The organism is Pararoseomonas sp. SCSIO 73927, from assembly GCF_037040815.1.
Classification (GTDB): Bacteria; Pseudomonadota; Alphaproteobacteria; order Acetobacterales; family Acetobacteraceae; genus Roseomonas.
The window spans coordinates 5,123,366-5,144,715 of sequence record NZ_CP146232.1 but is presented as its reverse complement, the minus strand read 5'-3'; the positions used below and the strand labels follow the sequence as shown (position 1 = coordinate 5,144,715).

The 21,350-nt window shown below is 72.6% G+C and carries 16 protein-coding genes and 1 tRNA gene; 7 read left to right on the top strand and 10 right to left on the bottom strand.

The features are described from left to right. Positions 1 to 93: 93 nt before the first annotated feature. The 5 genes from lptB to VQH23_RS24340 form a co-directional block, all read right to left on the bottom strand. Positions 94 to 861, bottom strand: a complete 768-nt coding sequence (gene lptB, locus VQH23_RS24360) for an LPS export ABC transporter ATP-binding protein (RefSeq protein ID WP_338663255.1) — start codon at positions 859 to 861, stop codon at positions 94 to 96. Then, a complete protein-coding gene (locus VQH23_RS24355; RefSeq protein WP_338663254.1) occupies positions 858 to 1,988 on the bottom strand; it encodes an LptA/OstA family protein in 1,131 nt (376 codons plus the stop codon). Before VQH23_RS24355 ends, lptB begins: the two co-directional genes overlap by 4 nt. Then, positions 1,985 to 2,737, bottom strand: coding sequence for an LPS export ABC transporter periplasmic protein LptC (gene lptC, locus VQH23_RS24350; protein WP_338663253.1), 753 nt, complete (start codon positions 2,735 to 2,737; stop codon positions 1,985 to 1,987). Before lptC ends, VQH23_RS24355 begins: the two co-directional genes overlap by 4 nt. 123 nt (positions 2,738 to 2,860) lie before the next feature. Further along, positions 2,861 to 3,514, bottom strand: coding sequence for a ribonuclease D (locus tag VQH23_RS24345; protein WP_338663252.1), 654 nt, complete (start codon positions 3,512 to 3,514; stop codon positions 2,861 to 2,863). 58 nt (positions 3,515 to 3,572) lie between these two features. Further along, a tRNA-Leu gene (locus VQH23_RS24340) sits at positions 3,573 to 3,659 on the bottom strand. A gap of 329 nt (positions 3,660 to 3,988) precedes the next feature. Between VQH23_RS24340 and VQH23_RS24335 the strand changes: the two genes are divergently transcribed. The 4 genes from VQH23_RS24335 to VQH23_RS24320 all read left to right on the top strand — a co-directional run bounded on the left by VQH23_RS24335 (position 3,989) and on the right by VQH23_RS24320 (position 11,519). Next, entirely contained in the window at positions 3,989 to 5,425 is a 1,437-nt protein-coding gene (locus VQH23_RS24335; RefSeq protein WP_338663251.1) for an NAD(P)-dependent oxidoreductase, read from the top strand. A gap of 6 nt (positions 5,426 to 5,431) precedes the next feature. Next, positions 5,432 to 6,097: a hypothetical protein gene (locus VQH23_RS24330; RefSeq protein WP_338663250.1), complete on the top strand. Its 666-nt coding sequence runs from the start codon at positions 5,432 to 5,434 to the stop codon at positions 6,095 to 6,097. Between the two features lie 57 nt (positions 6,098 to 6,154). Continuing rightward, positions 6,155 to 10,690 carry a glutamate synthase large subunit gene (gene gltB / locus VQH23_RS24325; protein WP_338663249.1) on the top strand — a complete coding sequence of 1,512 codons (4,536 nt, stop codon included), beginning with the start codon at positions 6,155 to 6,157 and terminating at the stop codon, positions 10,688 to 10,690. A 160-nt stretch (positions 10,691 to 10,850) separates the two neighbouring features. Next, positions 10,851 to 11,519, top strand: coding sequence for a glutathione S-transferase family protein (locus VQH23_RS24320; protein ID WP_338663248.1), 669 nt, complete (start codon positions 10,851 to 10,853; stop codon positions 11,517 to 11,519). Between the two features lie 275 nt (positions 11,520 to 11,794). Here VQH23_RS24320 and VQH23_RS24315 read toward each other — a convergent pair whose 3' ends face one another. Next, positions 11,795 to 12,646 (bottom strand): tetratricopeptide repeat protein, encoded by an 852-nt coding sequence (locus VQH23_RS24315; RefSeq protein ID WP_338663247.1) that lies wholly within the window; start codon positions 12,644 to 12,646, stop codon positions 11,795 to 11,797. Between the two features lie 46 nt (positions 12,647 to 12,692). Here VQH23_RS24315 and VQH23_RS24310 point away from each other — a divergent pair, with 46 nt between their 5' ends. Continuing rightward, complete coding sequence (locus tag VQH23_RS24310) at positions 12,693 to 13,556, top strand: SDR family NAD(P)-dependent oxidoreductase (protein WP_338663246.1); 864 nt, start codon at positions 12,693 to 12,695, stop codon at positions 13,554 to 13,556. Positions 13,557 to 13,596: 40 nt separating this feature from the next. Here the strand turns inward: VQH23_RS24310 and VQH23_RS24305 are convergent, their stop codons facing one another. Further along, positions 13,597 to 14,037: a MarR family transcriptional regulator gene (locus tag VQH23_RS24305; RefSeq protein ID WP_338663245.1), complete on the bottom strand. Its 441-nt coding sequence runs from the start codon at positions 14,035 to 14,037 to the stop codon at positions 13,597 to 13,599. A 181-nt stretch (positions 14,038 to 14,218) separates the two neighbouring features. Between VQH23_RS24305 and VQH23_RS24300 the strand changes: the two genes are divergently transcribed. Together VQH23_RS24300 and VQH23_RS24295 are read left to right on the top strand one after the other, a co-directional pair. Next, positions 14,219 to 14,644: an organic hydroperoxide resistance protein gene (locus VQH23_RS24300; protein WP_338663244.1), complete on the top strand. Its 426-nt coding sequence runs from the start codon at positions 14,219 to 14,221 to the stop codon at positions 14,642 to 14,644. Positions 14,645 to 14,911: 267 nt separating this feature from the next. After that, the gene (locus tag VQH23_RS24295) at positions 14,912 to 15,865 is read left to right on the top strand and encodes a neutral zinc metallopeptidase (RefSeq protein WP_338663243.1); all 954 of its coding nucleotides are present in this window, start codon (positions 14,912 to 14,914) and stop codon (positions 15,863 to 15,865) included. Between the two features lie 289 nt (positions 15,866 to 16,154). On the opposite strand, the gene VQH23_RS24290 is transcribed toward VQH23_RS24295, so the two are convergent. The 3 genes from VQH23_RS24290 to VQH23_RS24280 all read right to left on the bottom strand — a co-directional run bounded on the left by VQH23_RS24290 (position 16,155) and on the right by VQH23_RS24280 (position 21,337). Next, positions 16,155 to 16,532, bottom strand: a complete 378-nt coding sequence (locus VQH23_RS24290) for a YMGG-like glycine zipper-containing protein (RefSeq protein ID WP_338663242.1) — start codon at positions 16,530 to 16,532, stop codon at positions 16,155 to 16,157. A gap of 147 nt (positions 16,533 to 16,679) precedes the next feature. Beyond that, on the bottom strand, positions 16,680 to 19,973 hold the full coding sequence (locus tag VQH23_RS24285) for a PAS domain S-box protein (protein WP_338663241.1): 3,294 nt from the start codon (positions 19,971 to 19,973) through the stop codon (positions 16,680 to 16,682). A 134-nt stretch (positions 19,974 to 20,107) separates the two neighbouring features. Continuing rightward, positions 20,108 to 21,337, bottom strand: coding sequence for a polyhydroxyalkanoate depolymerase (locus VQH23_RS24280; protein ID WP_338663240.1), 1,230 nt, complete (start codon positions 21,335 to 21,337; stop codon positions 20,108 to 20,110). Positions 21,338 to 21,350: the final 13 nt, after the last annotated feature.

Below are 21,350 nucleotides of genomic sequence, written 5' to 3'. Positions count from 1 at the left end.
CTGGAGGCTTGCATGCGCGCGGGAACGGCCCGGCGTCGCGCCGCGCGGGGCAGGGCAGGGGGGCCACCTCGGGGATGGAACCACCCGCCGCGGTCACAGGCTGAACTGCTCGCCGAGATAGACCCGGCGCACCGCCTCGTTCGCCACGATCTCCTCCGGCTCGCCCTCCATCAGCACCTGCCCGTCGTGCAGGATGTAGGCGCGGTCGATGATCGCCAGCGTCTCCCGCACGTTGTGCTCGGTGATCAGCACGCCGATCCCGCGGTTCTTCAGGTGCTTCACCAGATCGCGGATCTCGCCCACCGCGATCGGGTCGATGCCCGCCAGCGGCTCGTCCAGCAGGATGTAAGCGGGGTGCGTCGCCAGGGCGCGGGCGATCTCGCAGCGCCGCCTCTCCCCGCCCGAGAGCGCCAGCGCCGGCGCCCGCCGCAGATGCGCGATGCCGAACTCCGCCAGCAGGCTGTCCAGCATCGTCTCCCGCTGCTCGCGCTCCGGCTCCACCACCTCCAGCGCCGCGCGGATGTTGTCCTCCACCGACAGCCCCCGAAAGATCGAGGCCTCCTGCGGCAGGTAGCCCAGCCCCAGCCGCGCGCGGCGGTACATCGGCAGCATCGTCACGTCGTGCCCGTCGAGGAACACGCGCCCCTCATCCGGCCGCACCAGCCCGGTCATCATGTAGAAGGTGGTCGTCTTGCCCGCGCCGTTCGGCCCGAGCAGCCCCACCGCCTCCCCGCGCCGGAGCGAGAGCGAGACGCCCCGCACCACCGGCCGCTTCTTGTACCGCTTGCCCAGCCCGCGCGCGACGAGCCCCGCATCCGTGGAGGGCGCCCGCACCGCCTCCGCCATCGCCGCCCCGCTCATCGCGTCCGCCCTTGCGGCTGCTGCTGCGCCGGCCGCGCCGCGCCCCCGCCCGCCGGCGCGGTCTCCTGGCCCGAGGAGGGCAGCACCAGCCCCTGCACCCGCTGCCCGGGCGCGGAGACGAGGCGCGAGACCCCGGTGCGAAGGTTCACGATCGCTTCCGACCCCTGCAGCTGGTTGCCTCCGCGCGTGATCCGCACGCTGCCCAGCACCCGCGCCATCCCCGAAACCGGGCTGTAGACGGCGCGGTCCCCACGGACCACCTCCGTCTCCGTCCGGATCTCGACGTTCCCGAACACCTCCACCCGGTCCAGCTTCGACCCTTCGCCGGGCACGCGCCGCGCGGCGTTGGGCGCGGGCCCGGTGCCGGGCACGCGCACCGCCCCGGCGCCCGGGGCAGGCGCCGCCGGGGTCCGCGCCGCCGCCGGCTGCACCGGCGGCGCGTTCTCCAGGAAGTAGCCCACCAGCGTGTCCGCGGTGATCTGGCGGTTCTCGCTCGTCACCACCTTCGCCGCGCCGCGCGCCACCGCCATGCGCCGCTGGGACCAGTACTCCAGCGTGTCCCGCGCGGTGATCGTGTCGCTCGGCGTGGTCAGGCGCAGGTCGCGCCCGGTCAGCACCATCACGGCCTGGTCCATGTCGTAGACGGCCCGGTCGCCCTGCGCCCGGTCGGTCTCCGTGCTGATCCGCACGTTGCCCTCGGCCTCCAGCCGCCAGATCTCGCCGCCGGAGAGCGGGCTCTCGCCACCCCCCTGCTGAGCCGCCTGATTCTGGGCCTGATTCTGGGCCTGGGCCGCCGCCCCGCCGCGCGGGCGGTAGCGCGCGATCAGCCGCGCCGCGTCGATCGTCACGCCCTCGCGCACGGCCTTCGCGTTGCCGCGCGCCACCACCACCTGCTCGTTCTGGCGCCACTCGATCCCGTCGGTCGCCGTCACCTCCACCGGCCCGCCGCCGGAAAGGTCCAGCGGCTGCGCCGATGCCGGGAAGGCGAGCCCCGCGAGAGGGGCGGCGACGAGGGCCGCGAGCGCCAGCCGCCTCGCACCCCTGATCCCCTCCGGCCCTGCGCCGCGATCCCCAACCGCTCCCGCGCCCGGCGAACCGGTCCGCATCACGCCCTCGAAGCCCCTCACTGCCCGCCCTCCAGCACCGCGCGGGCCCGCCCGGTGAAGACCACCACCGCGCCGCGGTCGCGCAGCCGGAAGCCGTCTCCCGTCACCGTCCCGAAGCTTCCCTGCGCCGCGATCGGGCGGTCGCCTTCGGCGTTGCCGCCCTTCACGTCCACCCTCGCCTCCTGGGTCTCGATCAAGGTCCCGTCATCCTGCCAGATCGTCACGTCGCCCTTCATGTCCAGGATGTTCGCATCCCGGTCGAAGCGGCCGGTCCTGCTCTCCACCAGCATCCAGCTCCCGCCGGACCCCATCTGGTCGCCGCGCGGCGCCTCGAGGTCCACCACGTTGGTGCTGCCCTGCTGGATGGCGGTGAAGGCCGTCACGTTGAAGGGCCGCCCCTGCTCGTCCACGCCCTGGTAGCGCGGGTCCACCACGCGCACCGATTCCGGGGTGGCCCGGCTCATCCGGCGGAAGGAGAGGCGGGCGTTCTCGCCCGTGCGCTCGAACTCCGGCCACAGCACGATGGCCGCCAGCAGCGTCAGCGCCCCCGCCGGCAGCAGGAACTTCAGCAGCCGCACCGCCCAGCGCCGGCGCAGCATCGCGCCGCGCGTGTACTGCCGCCGCGCGCGGGAGGGAACGGGCCGGTCCTCCTGCTCCCCGTCCTGCCGCGTCGCGGCATCCCGCCCCGGGCCGCCCGGGCGCGCGCCATCGAGGCCCGGGGCGCCATCCGGACGAGCGGCTCTGGCAGGCAGGGTGGCACGGAGGGTCACGCCCCCTGTATGGGGCCGCCCGCCGAAGCGGTCAACGCGGTTGAGAAATAGGAACTATCAAGAATCGTGCCAGTTCGTGGCTGCCCCATTGGCGCCACCCGGAATCCGGCTTCCCGAGGACGCTCAGTGGGAGAAGATGTCGGGCTCGGCGTAGCCCAGAAGGTCCAGCGCCCCGCGCACTGGCAGGAAGCGGAAGCACGCCTCCGCCAGCTCCAACCGCCCCTCCCGCCGCAGCATCCCCTCCAGCCGCGCCCACAGCGCGTGCAGGTGCAGCACGTCCGATGCCGCGTAGGCCAGCTGCTCCGGCGAGAGCTCCGCCGCCCCCCAGTCGCTGCTCTGCTGCCCCTTGGAGATGTCCACCCCCAGCAGCTCCCGGCACAGGTCCTTCAACCCGTGCCGGTCCGTGTAGGTGCGCACGAGACGGGAAGCGATCTTCGTGCAGCGCACCGGCCCGCACTCCACCCCCAGCGCGTGCCGCAGCATCGCCACGTCGAAGCGCGCGAAGTGGAACAGCTTCACCGTGCCGGGATCCGCGAGCAGCGCCTTCAGGTTCGGGCAATCCGCCCCGCGCCCGCCAAGGGAAGGCGGCACGATCTGCACGAGGTGGGCCGAGCCGTCGCCGGAGGAGAGCTGCACGAGGCAGAGCCGGTCCCTCCGCGGGTCCAGCCCCATCGTCTCCGTGTCCACGGCCACCACGGGGCCGAGCAGCAGCCCGTCCGGCAGGTCATGCCTGTGAAGATGGATGGTGGCATTCGGCATGAAGAGCGTCTCCCCCATGTCAGTCAGGCCTTGGGGGCCGCTCCGCCGGAAGTCCCTCCCGCAACCGGCGGGAGAGTGGTGCCCAGGAAAGGACTCGAACCTTCACAACCTTGCGGTCACAGGTACCTGAAACCTGCGCGTCTACCAATTCCGCCACCTGGGCAAGGGGGCCGGCCGCCTCTGTCTCACAGCGGCGTGGGCGGCCTTCTATGAGGGCGCGGGAACCCCGTCAAGGCGCCCCTGACATGTTTTCGTCGCGGATCGCGCAAACCCTGCCCCCGGGCAGATAGGACCATATCGGACCTTCCGGGCGGCGTTGATAGCCGCTCTCAGCGCGGAGAATGGAAAACCGCCCAGCAAAAGGTCAGCAACTCTGACATGTGTCGCATTTTCGCCTCGCGCAAGCCTGTTCGCCATGGCAAAACGCCACCAACCGGGCCCCCACGCGCCCATCGCCCACCGGACTCGTTCCCATACAGCAAGGACCGCGCCATGGCCGAGCGCATGCTGCAGTTCGTCCGCCTCTCTCAGAGGACGCCCGAGAAGCGCCCCGCCACCATCCGGCGCGAGGACTTCGACGAGATCTACGACCGCTTCGACCCCACCCGCGCCTCGGAGCAGGCCAGCCGCTGCTCCCAGTGCGGCGTGCCCTTCTGCTCCGTCCACTGCCCCCTGCAGCAGAACATCCCGGACTGGCTGAAGCTCACGGCGGAAGGCCGGCTGGAGGAGGCCTACGAGGTCAACGCCGCCACCAACACCTTCCCCGAGATCTGCGGCCGCGTCTGCCCGCAGGACCGCCTCTGCGAGGGCAACTGCGTCATCGAGAAGGGCTTCGACGCCGTCACGATCGGCGCGGTGGAGCGCTACATCAACGACACCGCCTGGGAGAAGGGCTGGGTCAAGCCGCCCAAGCCCCCGCGCGAGCTCGAGTACTCCGTCGGCATCGTCGGCGCCGGCCCCGCCGGCCTCGCCGCGGCGGAGCGGCTGCGCTCCATCGGCTGGCAGGTCCACGTCTACGACCGCTACGACCGCGCCGGCGGCCTGATGATCTACGGCATCCCCAACTTCAAGCTGGAGAAGGATGTCATCACCCGCCGCACCGCCCAGTTCGAGGAGGGCGGCATCACCTTCCACATGAACTGCGAGATCGGCCGCGACGAGACGATCGCCGGCCTGCGCGAGAAGCACGACGCCGTCCTCATCGCCACCGGCGTCTACAAGGCCCGCGACATCGAGGTGCCCGGCTCGCACCTCGAGGGCGTCATCCCCGCCATGACCTTCCTCACCGCCTCCAACCGCAAGGGCCTGGGCGACGCGGTGCCGGAGTTCGACAGCGGCGCCCTCAACGCCGAGGGCAAGCGCGTGGTCGTCATCGGCGGCGGCGACACCGCCATGGATTGCCTCCGCACCTCCATCCGCCAGGGTGCCGCCTCCGTCACCTGCCTCTACCGCCGCGACAAGGCCAACATGCCCGGCTCCATGCGCGAGGTGCACAACGCCGAGGAGGAGGGCGTCCGCTTCGCCTGGCTCACCGCCCCGGAAGCCTTCGAGGGCGAGGGCAACGTCACCGGCGTCCGCGTCACGAAGATGCATCTCGGCCTGCCCGACGCCACCGGCCGCCAGCAGGTGGAGCCCATCCCCGGCAGCAGCTTCGTCGAGGGCGCCGACCTCGTCATCAAGGCCCTCGGCTTCGACCCCGAGGACCTGCCGGCGATGTTCGGAGAGCCCGCGCTGAAGGTCTCCCGCTGGGGCACCCTCGCCGTGGACCGCAAGACGATGCAGACGAGCCTCCCCGGCGTCTTCGCCGCCGGCGACATCGTCCGCGGCGCCTCCCTGGTGGTCTGGGCCATCCGCGACGGCCGCGACGCCGCCGAGCGCATCGCGGAGTACGTGAAGGCCCGCGACAGCGTCGCCCACGCCGCGGAGTAGCCCCCGATGCGCCCCGCCCTCCTCGCGCTCCTCGCGGCCGCCGCTCTCGCCACCGGCGCGGCCGCCCAGCCCGGCAAGCCCGACCCTGCGCCCCCCGCCGGGACCGGCGCCGCCCCCTCCGGCAAGCCCGAGCCCGCCCCCTCCGCGGAGGCCGCGCCAGGCGGCAAGCCCGCCCCCGCCGGGCCCGCCCAGCCCGACGGAGGCACGTCGCCCGCACCCCGCGCCGACGCCGCCCGCGGCGATGCTCCCGACGCCGCCAGCGGCGATGCCCGCACCGCCGCGCAGGAGATCCTTCGTGGCGGCTTCATCGAGGGCTTCTTTCAGACCTTCTGGGGCTCCTTCCGCCAGTCCTTCGTGGACTCGCTGGTGGGGCGCGGCCACGACCGCGCCGCCGCGGAGCGGCTGGCCGAGAGCACCATCCTTCCGCTCTTCCAGCGCAACCGCCCGTCGCTGGAGGGCCGGCTCCTCGACGTCCTCTCCACCGCCCTCACGCCGGAGCAACTCCAGGACGTGCTCCGCCAAGCCCGCGCCGGCTCGGCGGAGGGCGTCCGCGCCGGCATCTCCCGCGCCCAGCCCGCCATGGAGACGGCCATCGGCGCCTGGGTGGACGAGGTGATGCAGGCCAACCGCGCCGAGATCACCCGCGGCATCCAGCGGGAAGGCCTGCGATGACCGCCGCCCGCACCCGCCACCCCCACTCGTCCCTCACGTCCCGCTAGGACGCACGCCATGACCGAGACCTTCGACGCCCCCGCCTACCTCGCCGCCCAGGCCGCCAACGCGGCGAGGCTGCGCGATGCGGCCCATATCGACATCACCGAGCACGACGCCTGCGGCGTCGGCCTCGTCGCCGCGCTGGACGGCCGCGCCCGCCGCGAGGTGGTGCAGGCCGGCATCGACGCCCTCAAGGCCGTCTGGCACCGCGGCGCCGTGGACGCCGACGGCAAGACCGGCGACGGCGCCGGCATCCACGTGGAGATCCCGCAGGACTTCTTCGCCGAGGTCGTGGAGCGCGGCGGCGACCGCCTGCGCCCCGGCCGCATCGGCGTCGGCATGGTCTTCATGCCGAAAACCGACCTCGGTGCGCAGGAGCGCTGCCGCTCCATCGTCGAAACCGAGGTTCTGAACGCCGGCTACGGAATCTACTCCTGGCGCCAGGTGCCGATCGACGTCGCCTGCATCGGCGAGAAGGCCAACGCCACCCGCCCCGAGATCGAGCAGATCCTCATCTACGACCCGGAGAACCGGGACGAGAACCTGTTCGAGCGCGACCTCTACGTGATCCGCCGCCGGATCGAGAAGCAGTCCATCGCGGCCCAAATCCCCGACCTCTACCTCTGCACGCTCTCCTGCCGCTCCATCATCTACAAGGGCATGTTCCTGGCCGAGAGCCTCTCGGTCTTCTACCCGGACCTGCTGGACCCGCGCTTCGTCTCCCGCTTCGCGATCTATCACCAGCGCTACAGCACCAACACCTTCCCCACCTGGCGCCTGGCCCAGCCCTTCCGGACGCTGGCCCATAACGGCGAGATCAACACGGTCCACGGCAACCAGAACTGGATGAAGAGCCACGAGACGCGGCTCTCCCACCCCTCGCTGGACGCCTTCATGGAGGACGTGAAGCCCGTCATCCAGGCCGGCAACTCCGACACGGCGTCGCTGGACAACGTCTTCGAGCTGCTGGTCCGCGCCGGTCGCGACGCGCCGATGGCCAAGGCCATGCTCATCCCCGAGAGCATCGGCAGCAACGCCACCATGCCGGCCGCCCACCGCGACCTCTTCCTCTACTGCAACGCGGTCATGGAGCCCTGGGACGGCCCCGCCGCCATCGCCGCCACCGACGGCCGTTGGGTTGTCGCCGGGCTGGACCGCAACGGCCTGCGCCCCATGCGCTACACGATCACCGCGGACCGCATGCTGGTCGTGGGCAGCGAGACCGGCATGGTCCGCTTCCCCGAGGATACGGTCCTCGCCCGCGGCCGCCTCGGCCCGGGCCAGTGCATCGGCGTAGACCTGAGCAACGCCCAGTTCTTCGACGACGGGCAGCTCAAGGACATGCTCGCCGCCCGCAAGCCCTGGGGCGACTGGACCGCGCGCACCACCCGCATCGACGAGATCGTCAAGTCTCACAAGGTCGAGGTCGCGACGCTGGAGGGCGAATCCCTCCGCCGCCGCCAGCTCTCCATGGGCTTCACCCTGGAAGACCTGGAAGCCATCCTCCACCCGATGGTGGAGGAAGGGGCCGAGGCCATCGGCTCCATGGGCGACGACACGCCCATCGCCGTCCTCTCCCGCCAGTACCGCGGCCTGCACCACTACTTCCGCCAGGCCTTCGCCCAGGTCACCAACCCGCCGATCGACTCTCTCCGCGAGACGCGGGTGATGACGATCAAGACCCGTCTCGGCAATCTCGGGAACATCCTCGACGAGGACCCGACCCAGTGCGACATGCTCATGCTGGACAGCCCCGTGCTGTCCAACGCCGAATTCGCGGCCATGCGCGCCTACATGGGCGACACCGCCGCCGAAGTGGACGCCACCTTCCCGGTGAGCGAGGGCGAGCACGGGCTGCGCCGCGCCATCGAGCGCATCCGCCGCGAGTCCGAGGAGGCGGTCCGCTCCGGCAACGCCCACGTCATCCTCTCGGATGAGGCGCAGGGCCCCGGCCGCGCCGCCATCCCGATGATCCTGGCCGTCGGCGCCGTCCACACCCACCTCGTGCGCCACAGCCTCCGCACCTTCACCAGCCTCAACATCCGCAGCGCGGAATGCATGGACGTGCACTACTTCGCCGTCCTCATCGGCGCCGGCGCCACCACGGTGAACGCCTACCTCGCGCAGGAGAGCATCGCGGACCGTCACCGCCGCGGCCTCTTCCCCGGCAAGAGCCTGGCCGAGTGCGTGGAGAAGTACCGCAAGGCCATCGACAAGGGCCTGCTGAAGACGATGTCGAAGATCGGCATCGGCGTCCTCTCCTCCTACCGCGGCGGCATGAACTTCGAGGCCATCGGCCTCTCCCGCGCCCTGGTGGCGGAGTTCTTCCCGGGCACCCAGTCCCGCATCTCCGGCATCGGCCTCACCGGCATCGCCCAGCGCGTGCTCGCCATGCACAAGGCGGCGTGGGAGCCGAGCACCGTCGTCCTCCCCGTAGGCGGCCTCTACAAGCTTCGCCGCCGCGGCGAGGCCCACGCCTTCGAGGGCAGCCTCATCCACCTCCTCCAGAAAGCGGTGGACACGGACAGCTACGAGACCTTCCGCCGCTACAGCCACGCCGTGCGCCAGCAGCCCCCCGTGGCGCTCCGCGACCTGCTGGACTTCCGCGAAACGGCGAGCAAGCCCATCGCGCTCGAGGAGGTCGAGAGCATCACCGAGATCCGCAAGCGCCTGCTCGCGCCCGGCATCTCCCTCGGCGCCCTCGGGCCGGAGGCGCACGAGACGCTCTCCATCGCCATGAACCGCATCGGCGCGCGGTCTGACTCCGGCGAGGGCGGCGAGGACCCCGCGCGCGCCAAGCCCCGCGCCAACGGCGACAACGCGAACTCCGCGATTAAGCAGATCGCCTCCGGCCGCTTCGGCGTCACCGCCGAGTACCTGAACAACTGCCGGGAGATCGAGATCAAGGTCGCCCAGGGCGCCAAGCCCGGCGAGGGCGGCCAGCTCCCCGGCTTCAAGGTCACGGAGCTGATCGGCAAGCTGCGCCACTCCACCCCCGGCGTGACGCTCATCTCCCCGCCGCCGCACCACGACATCTACTCGATTGAGGACCTCGCCCAGCTCATCTACGACCTGAAGCAGATCAACCCCGACGCCACCGTCTGCGTGAAGCTCGTCTCGCGCAGCGGCATCGGCACCATCGCGGCCGGAGTGGCGAAGGCCAAGGCGGACGCCATCCTCATCTCCGGCCATTCCGGCGGCACCGGCGCCTCGCCCGTCACCTCCATCAAGTACGCCGGCCTGCCCTGGGAGATGGGCCTCTCCGAGACCCACCAGGTCCTCCTCCTCAACCGCCTCCGCCACCGCGTGAAGCTGCGCACCGATGGCGGCATGAAGACGGGGCGGGACGTGGTGATTGCCGCGATGCTCGGCGCGGAGGAGTTCGGCATCGGCACCGCCTCGCTGGTGGCCATGGGCTGCATCATGGTCCGCCAGTGCCACTCCAACACCTGCCCCGTCGGCGTCTGCACGCAGGATGAGGCGCTCCGCGCCAAGTTCACGGGCAGCCCGGAGAAGGTGATCTCCCTCTTCTCCTTCGTGGCGGAGGAGGTGCGGGAAATTCTCGCCTCCCTCGGCTTCCGCAAGCTGGAGGACATCATCGGCCGCACCGACCTGCTGAAGCAGGTCAGCCGCGGCGCGGAGGACCTGGACGACCTCGACCTGAACCCGCTGCTGGTCCAGGCCGATGCCGGCGGCCACCCCGCCCACTGCACGCTGGAAGGCCGCAACGAGGTGCCGGAGACGCTGGACGCGGACATGATCCGCGACGCCAGCTCCCTCTTCTCGCGCGGCGAGAAGATGCAGCTGCAGTACAACATCCAGAACACGCATCGCGCCATCGGCACCAAGACCAGCGCGATGATCGTGCGCCAGTTCGGCATGTCCGGCCTGCAGCCCGGCCACCTCACCGTCCGCCTCCGCGGCTCCGCCGGCCAGTCCCTCGGCGCCTTCGGCGTCCGCGGCCTGAAGCTGGAGGTGCTGGGCGACGCCAACGACTACGTCGGCAAGGGCCTGTCGGGGGCCACCATCACCGTCCGCCCCGGCCCCAGCGCCAACTTCGTCTGGGAGGAGAACACGATCGTCGGCAACACCGTCCTCTACGGTGCCACGGCCGGCGAGCTCTTCGCGGCAGGGCAGGGGGGTGAGCGCTTCGCCGTCCGCAACTCCGGCGCGACCGCCGTGGTGGAAGGCATCGGCGCGAACGGCTGCGAGTACATGACCGGCGGCACGGTAGTCATTCTCGGCGCGGTCGGCGACAATTTCGGCGCCGGCTTCACCGGCGGCCACGCCTTCGTCTGGGACGCGGACCGCACCTTCGAGCACCGCCTGAACCCCGACACTCTCCTCTGGTCTCGTCTCGCCTCCTCCCACTGGGAAGGCGTGCTGCGGAACCTCGTCGCCCGCCACGCGAAGGAGACGGGCTCGCGCCTCGCCGCCCGCATCCTCAACGACTGGAACGAGGAGCGGAACGCCTTCTGGCACGTCGTGCCGAAGGACTACGCCAAGCTCCTGCCCCAGCCGATGAGCGAGGGGCTCCTGGCCGCCGAGTAACCCCCGCGAGGGGCCGGCCCACCCGGCCGGCCCCTCGCGCCCCTGCGTGACGTTCCTGTCACGCCAGCCGCAAGCCTAGCCCGATCAAGCATTTGGGCGCCGCTCTTCAACCGCCCTCTGCCTTGCCGCGCGCCCGGCCCGATGGCAAAAACACGCCACCGTGCGCATCCTCCACCACCTCCCGCTCTCGCCCTTCTGCCGCAAGGTGCGCCTCGCGCTCCACGAGAAGCGCATCCCCTTCGAGCTGCGCGCCGAGCGCATCTGGGAGCGCCGCGAGGAGTTCCTGGGCATGAACCCCGCCGGCACCGTCCCCGTGCTGGAGGAGGAGAACGGCCTCGTCATCGCCGAGAGCTACCCGATCTGCGAGTACCTCGACGAAGCCTACCCCGACACGCCCCTCATGGGCCGCACCCACGCGGAGCGCGCCGAGGTCCGCCGGCTCGTCACCTGGTTCGACACGAAGTTCGACCGCGAGGTGACGCGCAACCTCTACTTCGAGAAGCAGCTCAAGCGCACCCTCGGCCTCGGCAATCCCGATGCCTCGGCGCTGCGCGCCGGCTACGCCAACCTCAAGCCGCACATCGAGTACATCGGCTGGCTGGCGGAAACCCGCGCCTGGCTCGCCGGCTCCCAGATCTCGCTCGCCGACCTCGCCGCCGCCGCCCACCTCTCCACGCTGGACTACATCGGCGACATCGACTGGTCCCTGAACGACGCCGTGAAGGACTGGTACGCCCGCGTGAAGTCACGCCCTTCCTTCCGCCCGGTCCTCGCCGACCGCGTCTCTGGCCTCACGCCGCCGCAGCACTACGCCGACCTGGATTTCTGATCCTCCGCTTCCGGTCTGTGGCCAGGGAAAGGAAGAAGGAATTCTTCCTCTCCCCGGACCCCTCACCATCATCTTCTTCTAGTAGCTGGTCTCTCTCGGCTGACGGTGCGCCTAGGGTCGATGACCCGAGGCGACTGCAAGGGCAGGGAACGGCCCCTCACGCGCAAACCCCGTTGCAGGATCGCACGGCGGCAGCCCGATGGGGTTCCAAGGGCCTCAGGCCCTTGGCGGGGGTCCAGGGGGCGGAGCCCCCTGGGGCCAGCGGCACCCACCTCCTACCGCCGCGCCGGCCCCGCCGCGTTCAGCGCCAGGTTCTGCCGCGCCAGGTCGGCCGCCGCGCTGTCGGGGCTGTTCACCACCACGCTCTCCCAATCCGCCCGCGCCCCGGCGGTATCGCCTTGCAACTGCCGCAGGATTCCCCGCTCCAGCAGCGCCTCCGGACTGCCCGGCTCGATGGCCAGCGCCCGCTCGATGTCCCGCAGCGCCTCTTGGGCACGGTCCAGGTGCCGCAGCGCCGCCGCGCGGAACACCCAGGCCTCCGCCCGCCCCGCATCCTGGGCCAGGGCCCGGTCCGTATCCGCCAGGGAATCCGCGAAGCGCCCCAGCATCCCCGCGGCGATAGCGCGGTCCACCAGCAGCTCCGGGTCGTTAGGTGTCAGCGCCAGCGCCAGGGTGAAGGCCCCGCTCGCCCGCAGCGCCTGCCCCGCCACCATCCAGGCCTGCCCGGCCTGCCCGTACACCGCCGCCCGCGCGGCCGGCCCCGTCGTCGCCCGCCCCGCCAGGGTCTCGAGGCGCGAGGCCGCCCGCTCCGGCTCCCCCAGCGCCAGCAGCGCGAGGGCGGAGCAGTGCCGCGCCCCGTCGCCGCCGCCCCGCGCTTCCCAACCCTCCGCGAAGGCCAGCGCCCCCTGCGCGTCGTCCCGCAGCTTGCCCAGGCACTCCTCGTACTGCGGGCTATCGGCCACGCGCGGCGGCTCCGGCGGCAGGGGCAGCACCTCCTCGGAGGCTTCCGGCACGGGCGGCGGGGCGCTCTCGGGCTCGGGCGTGGTCCACCACCACGCGCCCCCCAGCGCCAGGACCAGCGCGACCACGGCGGCGCCCAGCAGAAGGTTGCGGGGGACGAATCGCATCGCCGCCAATCTAGCCGCCGGCCGCCGCAGCCGCCATGGAGAGGGAATGGACCGCCACCTCCTCGTCATCGGCCTGGGCTACACGGGAACCGCGATCGCGGCGCGCGCCGCGGCCTCCGGCTGGCGCGTCACCGCCACGGCCCGGAACCCCGCGGCGGCGTCCGCGCCGCCCGGCGTCCACCTGCTCCCCTTCGCCGGAGCCGCGCCCGCCTTCGCCGCCGCCACCCACCTCGCCGTCACGGCCCCGCCACTGGAAGGGGAGGGGGGCGACCCCGTCCTCGCAACCCATGCCGGAGCCCTGGCGGCCGCTCCCCTGCGCTGGATCGGCTATCTCTCCACCACCGGCGTCTACGGCGATCGCGGCGGCGCCTGGGTGGACGAGACGGCGGAACCCGCCCCCGCCCAGCCTCGCTCCATCCGCCGCCGAGCCGCCGAACGGCAATGGGAAGCCCTCGCCGGCCGCGCCGCGGTCGACCTCATGCGCTGCGCCGGCATCTACGGCCCCGGCCGCTCCGCGCTGGACGACCTGCGCGCCGGCACCGCGCGCCGCACAATCCGGCCAGGCCACGCCTTCGGCCGCATCCACCGCGACGACATCGCCCGCGCCGTCCTCGCCGCCGCCTCCAGCCCGCCCCCGCCCGGCCTCCGGATCCTCCATCTGGCCGACGACGAGCCTGCCGAGAGCGCGACCGTGACGGAGGGCGCCGCCCGCCTGCTCGGCGTCACGCCCCCGCCCGCCATCCCGTACGAGACGGCGCGCGCCACCATGTCCCCTATGGCGCTCTCCTTCTGGGCCGAGAACCGGCGCATCGCCAATGCCCGCACCAAGGCCGCCCTCGGCATCACCTGGCGTTATCCGAGCTGGCGCGAGGGCCTGGCCGCCATCCTCGCCGGAGAGGGAAGGGGCTGAAGAGGGAAGGGGCTGAGGCCCTCCCGCGGGGACCCCGGCCTCAGCCTGCCCCCTGTTCCAGGGCGTGCCGCAGCCGCTCCACCTCGTCCCGCAGCCGCACCGCGCCCTCCAGGTCGAGCCCGCTCGCGCCCAGGATGCAGCTGGGAATGTCCAGCGCCTTCTCCCGCAGCGCCAGCCCGGCCTCGCTCAGCCGCACCCGCACCACGCGCTCATCCGTACGGTCCCGCTCCCGCTTCAGAAGCCCCGCCACCTCCAGCCGCTTCAGCAGCGGCGTGATCGTGCTCGACTCCAGGAGCAGCCGGTCGCTCACCTGTCCCACCGTCTGCCCGTCCTCGTCCCAGAGGGTCAGCATGACGAGGAATTGCGGATAGGTGAGCCCGAGCGGTTCCAGGAGCGGTTTGTAGACCCGGTTCATGGCGTGGGCGGCGGCATAGAGGGAGAAGCACAGCAGCTCCGCCGGACGGGGCAGCAGATGGCTCATGGGCGACCAGGATGATCGGGGTTGACGGATTGCGGTCTTATAAATTTTACGGACGAAACTTTCGCACACGATCTAATGCATGCCACCCATGCGCAGAGAACAGTCGTCAGCGATTAGTTATCGCGCAATCTACGTGGCGTCAGCGGGCCCGCATGGCGCGGCGCCCCCGGGAAAGACAGCCATGTCCGTCAACGTCCTCTACCGCACCAGCGCCACCGCCACGGGTGGCCGCGACGGCCGGTCCACCACGGCCGACGGCGCGCTCGACGTCCGCCTCGCCACCCCTAAGGAGCTCGGCGGCGCCGGCGGCCCCGGCAACAACCCCGAGCAGCTCTTCGCGGCCGGCTACTCCGCCTGCTTCCTCGGCGCCATGAAGTTCGTCGCCTCCCAGGGCGGCCCGAAGGTTCCGGCCGACACCACCGTCACCGCCGAGGTCGGCATCGGCCCGCGCTCCGAGGGCGGCTTCGGCATCACCGCCGCGCTCACGGTCACCCTGCCGGGCCTGCCCCGCGCGGAGGCCGAGGCGCTCGTCGAGAAGGCCCACCAGGTCTGCCCCTACTCCAACGCCACCCGCGGCAACGTGGACGTGCAGCTCACCGTCGCCTGACCCGCCGCCCGTCCCGGGCGACGACCCCTCCCTGACCTCTCCGGCGCGCCCCCCGCGCGCCGGACGCGGCCCCGGCGCCCCCTCCGCGCCGGGGCCTCGCGCGTTCGGCGCCCCGTTTCAGCGGTGGCGGGCCTGGCGCCGCCCCTCTCACAGCCCGCTCGAGCATTCCGCGGCGGCACCGCGCCGGGCCGCAACTTCGGGTCGCGAACCCGCGTTGGCCGTCCGCCTTCAACCAAGGAGGGCTTCAACCAAGGAGGGGGCCGCCCCATGCGCCTCGACGGACCCGAGAGCCAGAACGTCGAAGACCGCCGCGGCGGCGGAGGGTTCGGCGGCTTCGGCGGCGGTGGCGGGATGGGCCGCGGCGGCGGCATCGCCGTGGGCGGGATCGGCGGCGTCGTCCTGCTCGTCGTCTGCCTCCTCTTCGGCGTCGACCCCTCGGTCATCCTCGGCGGCGGGGAGGGCGCTCCCCCGCCCCAGCCCGCCCCGCAGGAGCGGCGCTTCGACCCGGGCCCCTCCGGCGGCAACCCCCGCCAGGCCGAGAACCGGCCGCAGCTTCCCTCCCAGGCGCCGCAGCAGAACGGCGCCGCCACCTCCGAGGATGGCGGCCGCCGCTTCATCGCCCAGGTCCTCGGCGAGACGGAGAGGGTCTGGAACGAGCAGTTCCAGCGCCTCGGCCGCCGCTACGAGGAGCCCGTCCTCGTCCTCTTCTCCGGCCAGACCCAGTCCGGCTGCGGCTTCGCCCAGGCCCAGACCGGCCCCTTCTACTGTCCGGCCGACCGCAAGGTTTACATCGACCTCGAGTTCATGGCCCGCCTCCAGCGCCAGCTCCGCGCCACCGGCGACTTCGCTGCCGCCTACATCGTGGCGCACGAGGTCGGCCACCACGTCCAGAACCTCCTCGGCGTCCTCCCCCAGGTCCAGCGCGCCCAGGGCCGCATGGACGACGCGGAGCGGAACCAGCTCCAGGTCCGCGTGGAACTCCAGGCCGACTGCTTCGCCGGCGTCTGGGCCAACCAAGCCAACCGCGCCCGCCAGATCCTAGAGCAGGGCGACATCGAGGAAGGCCTGAACGCCGCCGCCGCGGTGGGCGACGACCGCGTGACCGGCGGCCGCATCAGCCCGGAGAGCTTCACCCACGGCAGCTCCCGCCAGCGCGCCACCTGGTTCCGCCGCGGCCTGGAGAGCGGCGACGTCCGCCAGTGCGACACCTTCGCGGGCTGATCCCCTGGCGCGGGCTGACCTCCTGGACCGCTCCCTCGCCGCCTGAACCCCGGCGCGGGCACATCCCGCCCCAACGCCTATCCGCCTGACATCGCCCGGCACGCCTCCGTCCGACCCGGTAGACCCGGAGCGCCAGGGGTGAAGCGACCCAGGGGCAAATCGACGATCGGTGGACACGGCTGAATCGGCACGGGGCGGCAGCAGCGCTGCCGCCCCGTGTTGGTGGCTCGACGCCCCGGCGGCCCCGGCCACGCCCTGGCGGGGCGCTGCCGGGGAACGCTCAGGCCTGTCAGCGGTAGTAGTAGTACCCCGGCGGCGGGGGCGGCGGCGGGGCCGCGTAGTAGTAGCCGGGGGCCGGCGCGACCGCGACCGGCGCCGGCGCGTAGCCGTACCCGTAGCCATAGCCCGGCTGCGGTGTGGTCGCCGCGCCCGTCACGGCGCCCACGGCGCCACCAGCCACCGCGCCGATCGCGGCGCCCCGGCCACCACCGGCGATGGCGCCCAGCGCCGCCCCGCTACCCGCGCCGATCGCGGCGCCGCCCAGCGCGCGCTGGCCGGGGTCATAGGGGTTGGTGCAGGCGGCCAGCGAACCGGCCAGCCCCAGCGCCAGAAGACAGGACTTGCCCAGGCTCTTCAGATCGAGGCTCTTCATGTCGGTCCGCGTCACGTTCATCTCCCAATCCAGGAATCGGCACGGAGTGGAACGGCCGTGCCGGGGTTCCGTTCCACGGCGCCCTGCGCGCAGAGTGGCGCGGCAACGCGGCCGTATCATGGCCGCCCGCGCCCGAATCCGGCCGCGCGCCCCGCCCGGCCATCACGCCCCGCCGATCACCTCGCGGATGCGCGCCCCCAGCGTGTCCAGCGCGAAGGGCTTCGTCAGCACGTGCATGCCCGGCTCCAGCCGCTCATGGCCGATCACCGCGCCCTCCGCGTAGCCCGTGATGAACAGCACCTTCACCCCCGGCCGCAGCGCCCGCGCCGCATCCGCCAGCTGCCGCCCGTTCATCCCGCCGGGCAGTCCGACATCCGTGACCAGAAGGTCGACCCGCATGTCGGATTGCAGCACCTTCAGCCCGGAGGCCCCGTCCGCCGCCTCCACCGCCGCGTAGCCCAGCTCCTCCAGCACCTCGGCGACGAGCATCCGCACGGTGGCCTCGTCATCCACCACCAGCACCGTCTCCCCCGCGCCGGCGCGCTGCAGGTCGGGCCTCGGCGCCGCCGCCTCCGCCTCCGCCTCGCCCTCGTGCCGCGGCAACAGAAGGGACATGGTCGTGCCCCGGCCCGGCTCGGACTCGGCCCGCACCCCGCCGCCGGACTGCCGGACGAAGCCGTAGATCATGGAAAGGCCCAGCCCCGTCCCCTGGCCCATCGGCTTGGTGGTGAAGAAGGGGTCGAAGGCCCGCTCGACCACCTCCGGCGCCATCCCCGTGCCGGTGTCCGTCACCCGCAGCTCGACATAATCCCCCGCCGCCAGGCCGCTCGCCGCGCCGGCGGCCCCGTCCAGGCGCCGGTTCTCCGTCGCGACGGTGATGCGCCCGCCGGCCGGCATCGCGTCCCGCGCGTTGATGCAGAGGTTCAGCAGCGCGTTCTCCAGCTGGTTCGGGTCCACCAGCGTGGGCCAGAGCCCCGCGGGGCCCACCACCTCCACCGCGATTTCCGGCCCCACTGTCCGCCGGACCAGATCCTCCATCCCCGCCACCAGCCGGTTCACGTCCGTCGGCCGCGGGTCCAGCGTCTGCCGGCGGGAGAAGGCGAGCAACCGGTGCGTCAGCGCCGCCGCCCGCTTCACCGCCCCCTGGGCCGCCGAGACGTAGCGGTCCACGTCCTTCATCCGCCCCTGCGCCATCCGCGTCCCCAGCAGCTCCAGGGAACCGGAAATGCCCGTCAGCAGGTTGTTGAAGTCGTGCGCGATACCGCCCGTCAGCTGCCCCACCGCCTCCATCTTCTGGCTCTGCCGCAGGCTCTCCTCCGCCCGCGCCAGCGCCTCCGCCGCCTCCCGCTCGGCCGTCACGTCGCGCCCCACGGCGTTCACCAGCCCCTCGCCCGGCACCGCCGCCCAGGCGATCCAGCGGTAGCGCCCCGCGCGGTCCCGCAGCCGCAGGTCGCCCCGCCAGGGCGCCCCGCCCGCGAGCGGCCCGGCCAGCCCCTCCCGCGCCCGCGCCTCCTCCTCGGGATGCACGAGCGAGAGGAAGCTCCGCCCGACCAGCTCCCCCTCCGCCCAGCCCAGCATCGCCGTCAGGGCCGGGTTCACCGCCGTCAACGTGCCGTCCAGCCGCGTCACCATCACGATGTCGGCCGAGAGCTGCCACAGCCGGTTCCGGTCCGCCGTCCGCTCCGCCACCTGCTGCTCCAGCGTGGCGTTCAGCCGCTGCAGAGCCTCCTCCGCCCGCTTCCGGGCCGAGATGTCCAGCACCGTCCCGATCAGCCGCAGCGGCGCCCCGTCCCGGAAGCTCGTCTCCCCGCTGGCCGAAACCCAGCGCTCCAGCCCGTCCGTGATCCCGACGGTGCGGTACTCAGCCTCGAAATGGCCGGTCCCCGCCGGGTCCAGCGCCCGCTGCACGGCCGCCTCCGCACGCGCGCGGTCCTCCGGGTGCAGCCCGGCCAGGAAGCTGCCCTCGTAGCTCACCGGCGCCCCCGGTGGCAGGCCGAACAGCTCCCGGCAGCGGTCGTCCCAGGTCAGCACCCCCTCCTGCACGCGGAAGTCGAAGATGCCGATCCGCGCCGCGGCGGTCGCCATCCGCAACCGCTCCTCCGCTTCCCGCCGCGCCCGTTCCGCCTGGGCGCGCGGCGTCAGGTCCAGCATCGCCCCGATCATCCGCCGCGGCGCGCCGGACTCATCCCGCGTCACGTAACCCCGGTCCAGCACCTCGGCGTAGCTGCCATCGGCCCGGCGGAACCGGTACTCCGCCGTCCAGCCCGCGCCCGCGCCGTCGATCACCGCGTGGATGCCGTCGCTGACCCGCGCCCGGTCCTCGGGGTGGATATTCCCGATCCACCACTCCCCCGTCGGCTCCACCTGCTCGGGCTGCCAGCCGAAGGCCGATCCCAGCGCCTCGTTCCAGCCCACCTCGTTGCGGAGCAGGTCCCAGTCCCAGATCGCGTCGTTCGTGGCCCGCGCCGCCAGCCGGTAGCGCTCGTTGACGGCCTCCAGCGCCTCCATGTTGCGCCGATGCCCGGTGCGGTCGCGCAGCACCTTCACGAAGCCCACATGCCCGCCGGCCTCGTCGCGCAGCGGCATGACCTCCCCGCTCGCCCAGAAGCGGGAGCCGTCGCGGCGCAGGTGCCAGCGCTCGTCCGGCGCCCGGCCGCGCTCCAGCGCCTCCCGCATCTCCGCCTCCGGCCGCCCGGCGCGCCGGTCCTCCTCGGTAAAGATGATCTCCATGTGCTGGCCGAGGATCTCCGCCTCGGACCAGCCCAGCACGTTCACCGCCCCCGCGTTCCACCCGATCACCCGGCCGCCCAGGTCCATCGAGACGATGGCGTAGTCCGTCACGCTGTTCAGCGTCTCCCGGTGCAGCCGGTCCGCCCGCGCCCGCTCCGCCAGCGCCCGCCGCAGCGCCACCTGGCCGCTCGCCTGCGCCGCCAGCGCCTTCAGGGCGAAGCGCTGCCGCTCGTCCAGCCCCTTCCGCGGCACCGTGTCCAGCACGCAGAGCGCCCCGATCGGCACGCCCTCGGACTCCAGCGGCATCCCCGCGTAGAAGCGGATCCGCGGCCCGCCCGCGACCACCGGGCTGTCCGCGAAGCGCGGGTCGAGCAGCGCGTCCGGCACCACCAGCCCCTCCGGCTCCAGCATGGCGGTCGGGCAGATCGCGGCATCCCGCGGCATCTCCCGCGTGCCCAGCCCGATCTCCGACTTCGCCCATTGCCGGTCTGCGCCCACCAGATGGATCGCCGCCATCGGCGAGCCCGTCAGCTCGGCCGCAAGCCGCACCAGGTCGTCATAGGCCTGCTCGGGGGAGGTATCGAGCAGCCCGGTCCGCTCCAGCGCGGCCAGCCTCTCGGCTTCGGTCCAGTGCCGCGGATCGCTCGGCTCGGGCAAGGTGATCGCGTCTCTCTCGGGGGTGTGCGGGCGCGCGGGGGCCGCGGGCCCCAGCCGTCGGAGGAACATGGTCGCTCCGTTCCGCAGAGCCATAGCAGGCCGTTCCGGGATGCGAAATCACCCGCGGCGCTCCCGGCCTCTCCTCCCGGGCAAGGCCCCGGCCAACCCCCCGGGCAGGCCGGAACGATCGCCGCCCGGCGGGGCTAGCTGTTCGCCTGGATCATCGCCCGGACCCGCGGATAGACCTCATTCGCCCAGCGCCGCCCGCTGAACACCCCGTAATGCCCCACCCCCGTCTGCAGGTGGTGGTGCCGGTTCGCCAGGGGGATGTTCGGGCAGAGGTCCAGCGCCGCCATGGTCTGCCCGATGGCGCAGATGTCGTCCCGCTCCCCCTCCACCGTCATCAGCGCCGTCCGCCGGATCGCCTCCGGCCGCACCTTCCGCCCCCGGTGCACCAGCTCCCCCCGCGGCAGGTCGTGGTCCTGGAAGATCCGCTGCACCGTCTGCAGGTAGTACTCCGCCGGCAGGTCCATCACCGCGAAGTACTCGTCATAGAAGCGCCGGTGCGCCGCCGCCTCCTCCACCCTGCCCGCCACGATGTTCTCGAACTGCGTCCTGTGGGCCTTCATGTGCCGCTCCAGGTTCATGGACATGAAGGCCTGCAGCTGCACCGCCCCGGGATAGACGCGCCGCCCGGCCCCGGCGTAGCGCTCCGGCACCGTCCCGATCAGGTTCCGCTCGAACCACTCGATCGGCTTGCTCTTGGCCAAGTCGTTCACCTTGGTCGGGTGCACCCGCGTGTCGATCGGCCCGGCCATCAGGGTCATGCTCGCAGGCGTCGCCCGGTTCCGGGCCTCCGCCATCACCGCCACCGCGGCCAGGGTCGCCGGCGCCGGCTGGCACACCGCCAGCACGTGGCTTCCCGGCCCCATCACCTCCAGGAAGCGGATGATGTGGTCCGTGAAGTCGTCGAAATCGAACCCCCCGGCCGAGAGCGGCACGTCCCGCGCGTTCACCCAGTCCGTGATGTACACGTCGTGGTCCGGCAGCAGGGTCTCCACCGTCCCCCGCAGCAGGGTGGAAAAGTGCCCGGACATCGGCGCCACCACCAGCACCCGCGGCTGCTGCACCGGCGTGTCCTTGGCGAAGCGCAGCAGGGTGCCGAAGGGGGTCTCGTGCACCACCTCCTCCGTCACCTGCGCCGCCCGGTTGCCCACCTGCACGGTCGTGAAGCCGTAATCCGGCCGGCTATGCGTCGTCCGGGCATGGGCGATCAGCTCCATGGCCGCGCCCGCCGTCCGGATGAAGGGGGCCGCCAGCGGCACGGAGGCCGTGGCCGACTCCCACTGCCGGAGCATCCGCCCCGCCGTCGCCGCGAAGGCGCGGGCGGGAAACTGAAGGTCCTGCTGCGCCTGCCAGATCTGGTAGATCATACGGGCCGCATCG

Coding starts and splice junctions, on each gene's coding strand:
- VQH23_RS24330 (WP_338663250.1), top strand. CDS start 5,432: ATGCGCCCCGCCCTCCTCGCGCTCCTCGCGGCCGCCGCTCTCGCCACC.
- VQH23_RS24345 (WP_338663252.1), bottom strand. CDS start 3,514: ATGGGGGAGACGCTCTTCATGCCGAATGCCACCATCCATCTTCACAGG.
- VQH23_RS24305 (WP_338663245.1), bottom strand. CDS start 14,037: ATGAGCCATCTGCTGCCCCGTCCGGCGGAGCTGCTGTGCTTCTCCCTC.
- VQH23_RS24280 (WP_338663240.1), bottom strand. CDS start 21,337: ATGATCTACCAGATCTGGCAGGCGCAGCAGGACCTTCAGTTTCCCGCC.
- VQH23_RS24335 (WP_338663251.1), top strand. CDS start 3,989: ATGGCCGAGCGCATGCTGCAGTTCGTCCGCCTCTCTCAGAGGACGCCC.
- gltB (WP_338663249.1), top strand. CDS start 6,155: ATGACCGAGACCTTCGACGCCCCCGCCTACCTCGCCGCCCAGGCCGCC.
- VQH23_RS24310 (WP_338663246.1), top strand. CDS start 12,693: ATGGACCGCCACCTCCTCGTCATCGGCCTGGGCTACACGGGAACCGCG.
- VQH23_RS24315 (WP_338663247.1), bottom strand. CDS start 12,646: ATGCGATTCGTCCCCCGCAACCTTCTGCTGGGCGCCGCCGTGGTCGCG.
- VQH23_RS24285 (WP_338663241.1), bottom strand. CDS start 19,973: ATGTTCCTCCGACGGCTGGGGCCCGCGGCCCCCGCGCGCCCGCACACC.
- VQH23_RS24295 (WP_338663243.1), top strand. CDS start 14,912: ATGCGCCTCGACGGACCCGAGAGCCAGAACGTCGAAGACCGCCGCGGC.
- VQH23_RS24300 (WP_338663244.1), top strand. CDS start 14,219: ATGTCCGTCAACGTCCTCTACCGCACCAGCGCCACCGCCACGGGTGGC.
- lptB (WP_338663255.1), bottom strand. CDS start 861: ATGAGCGGGGCGGCGATGGCGGAGGCGGTGCGGGCGCCCTCCACGGAT.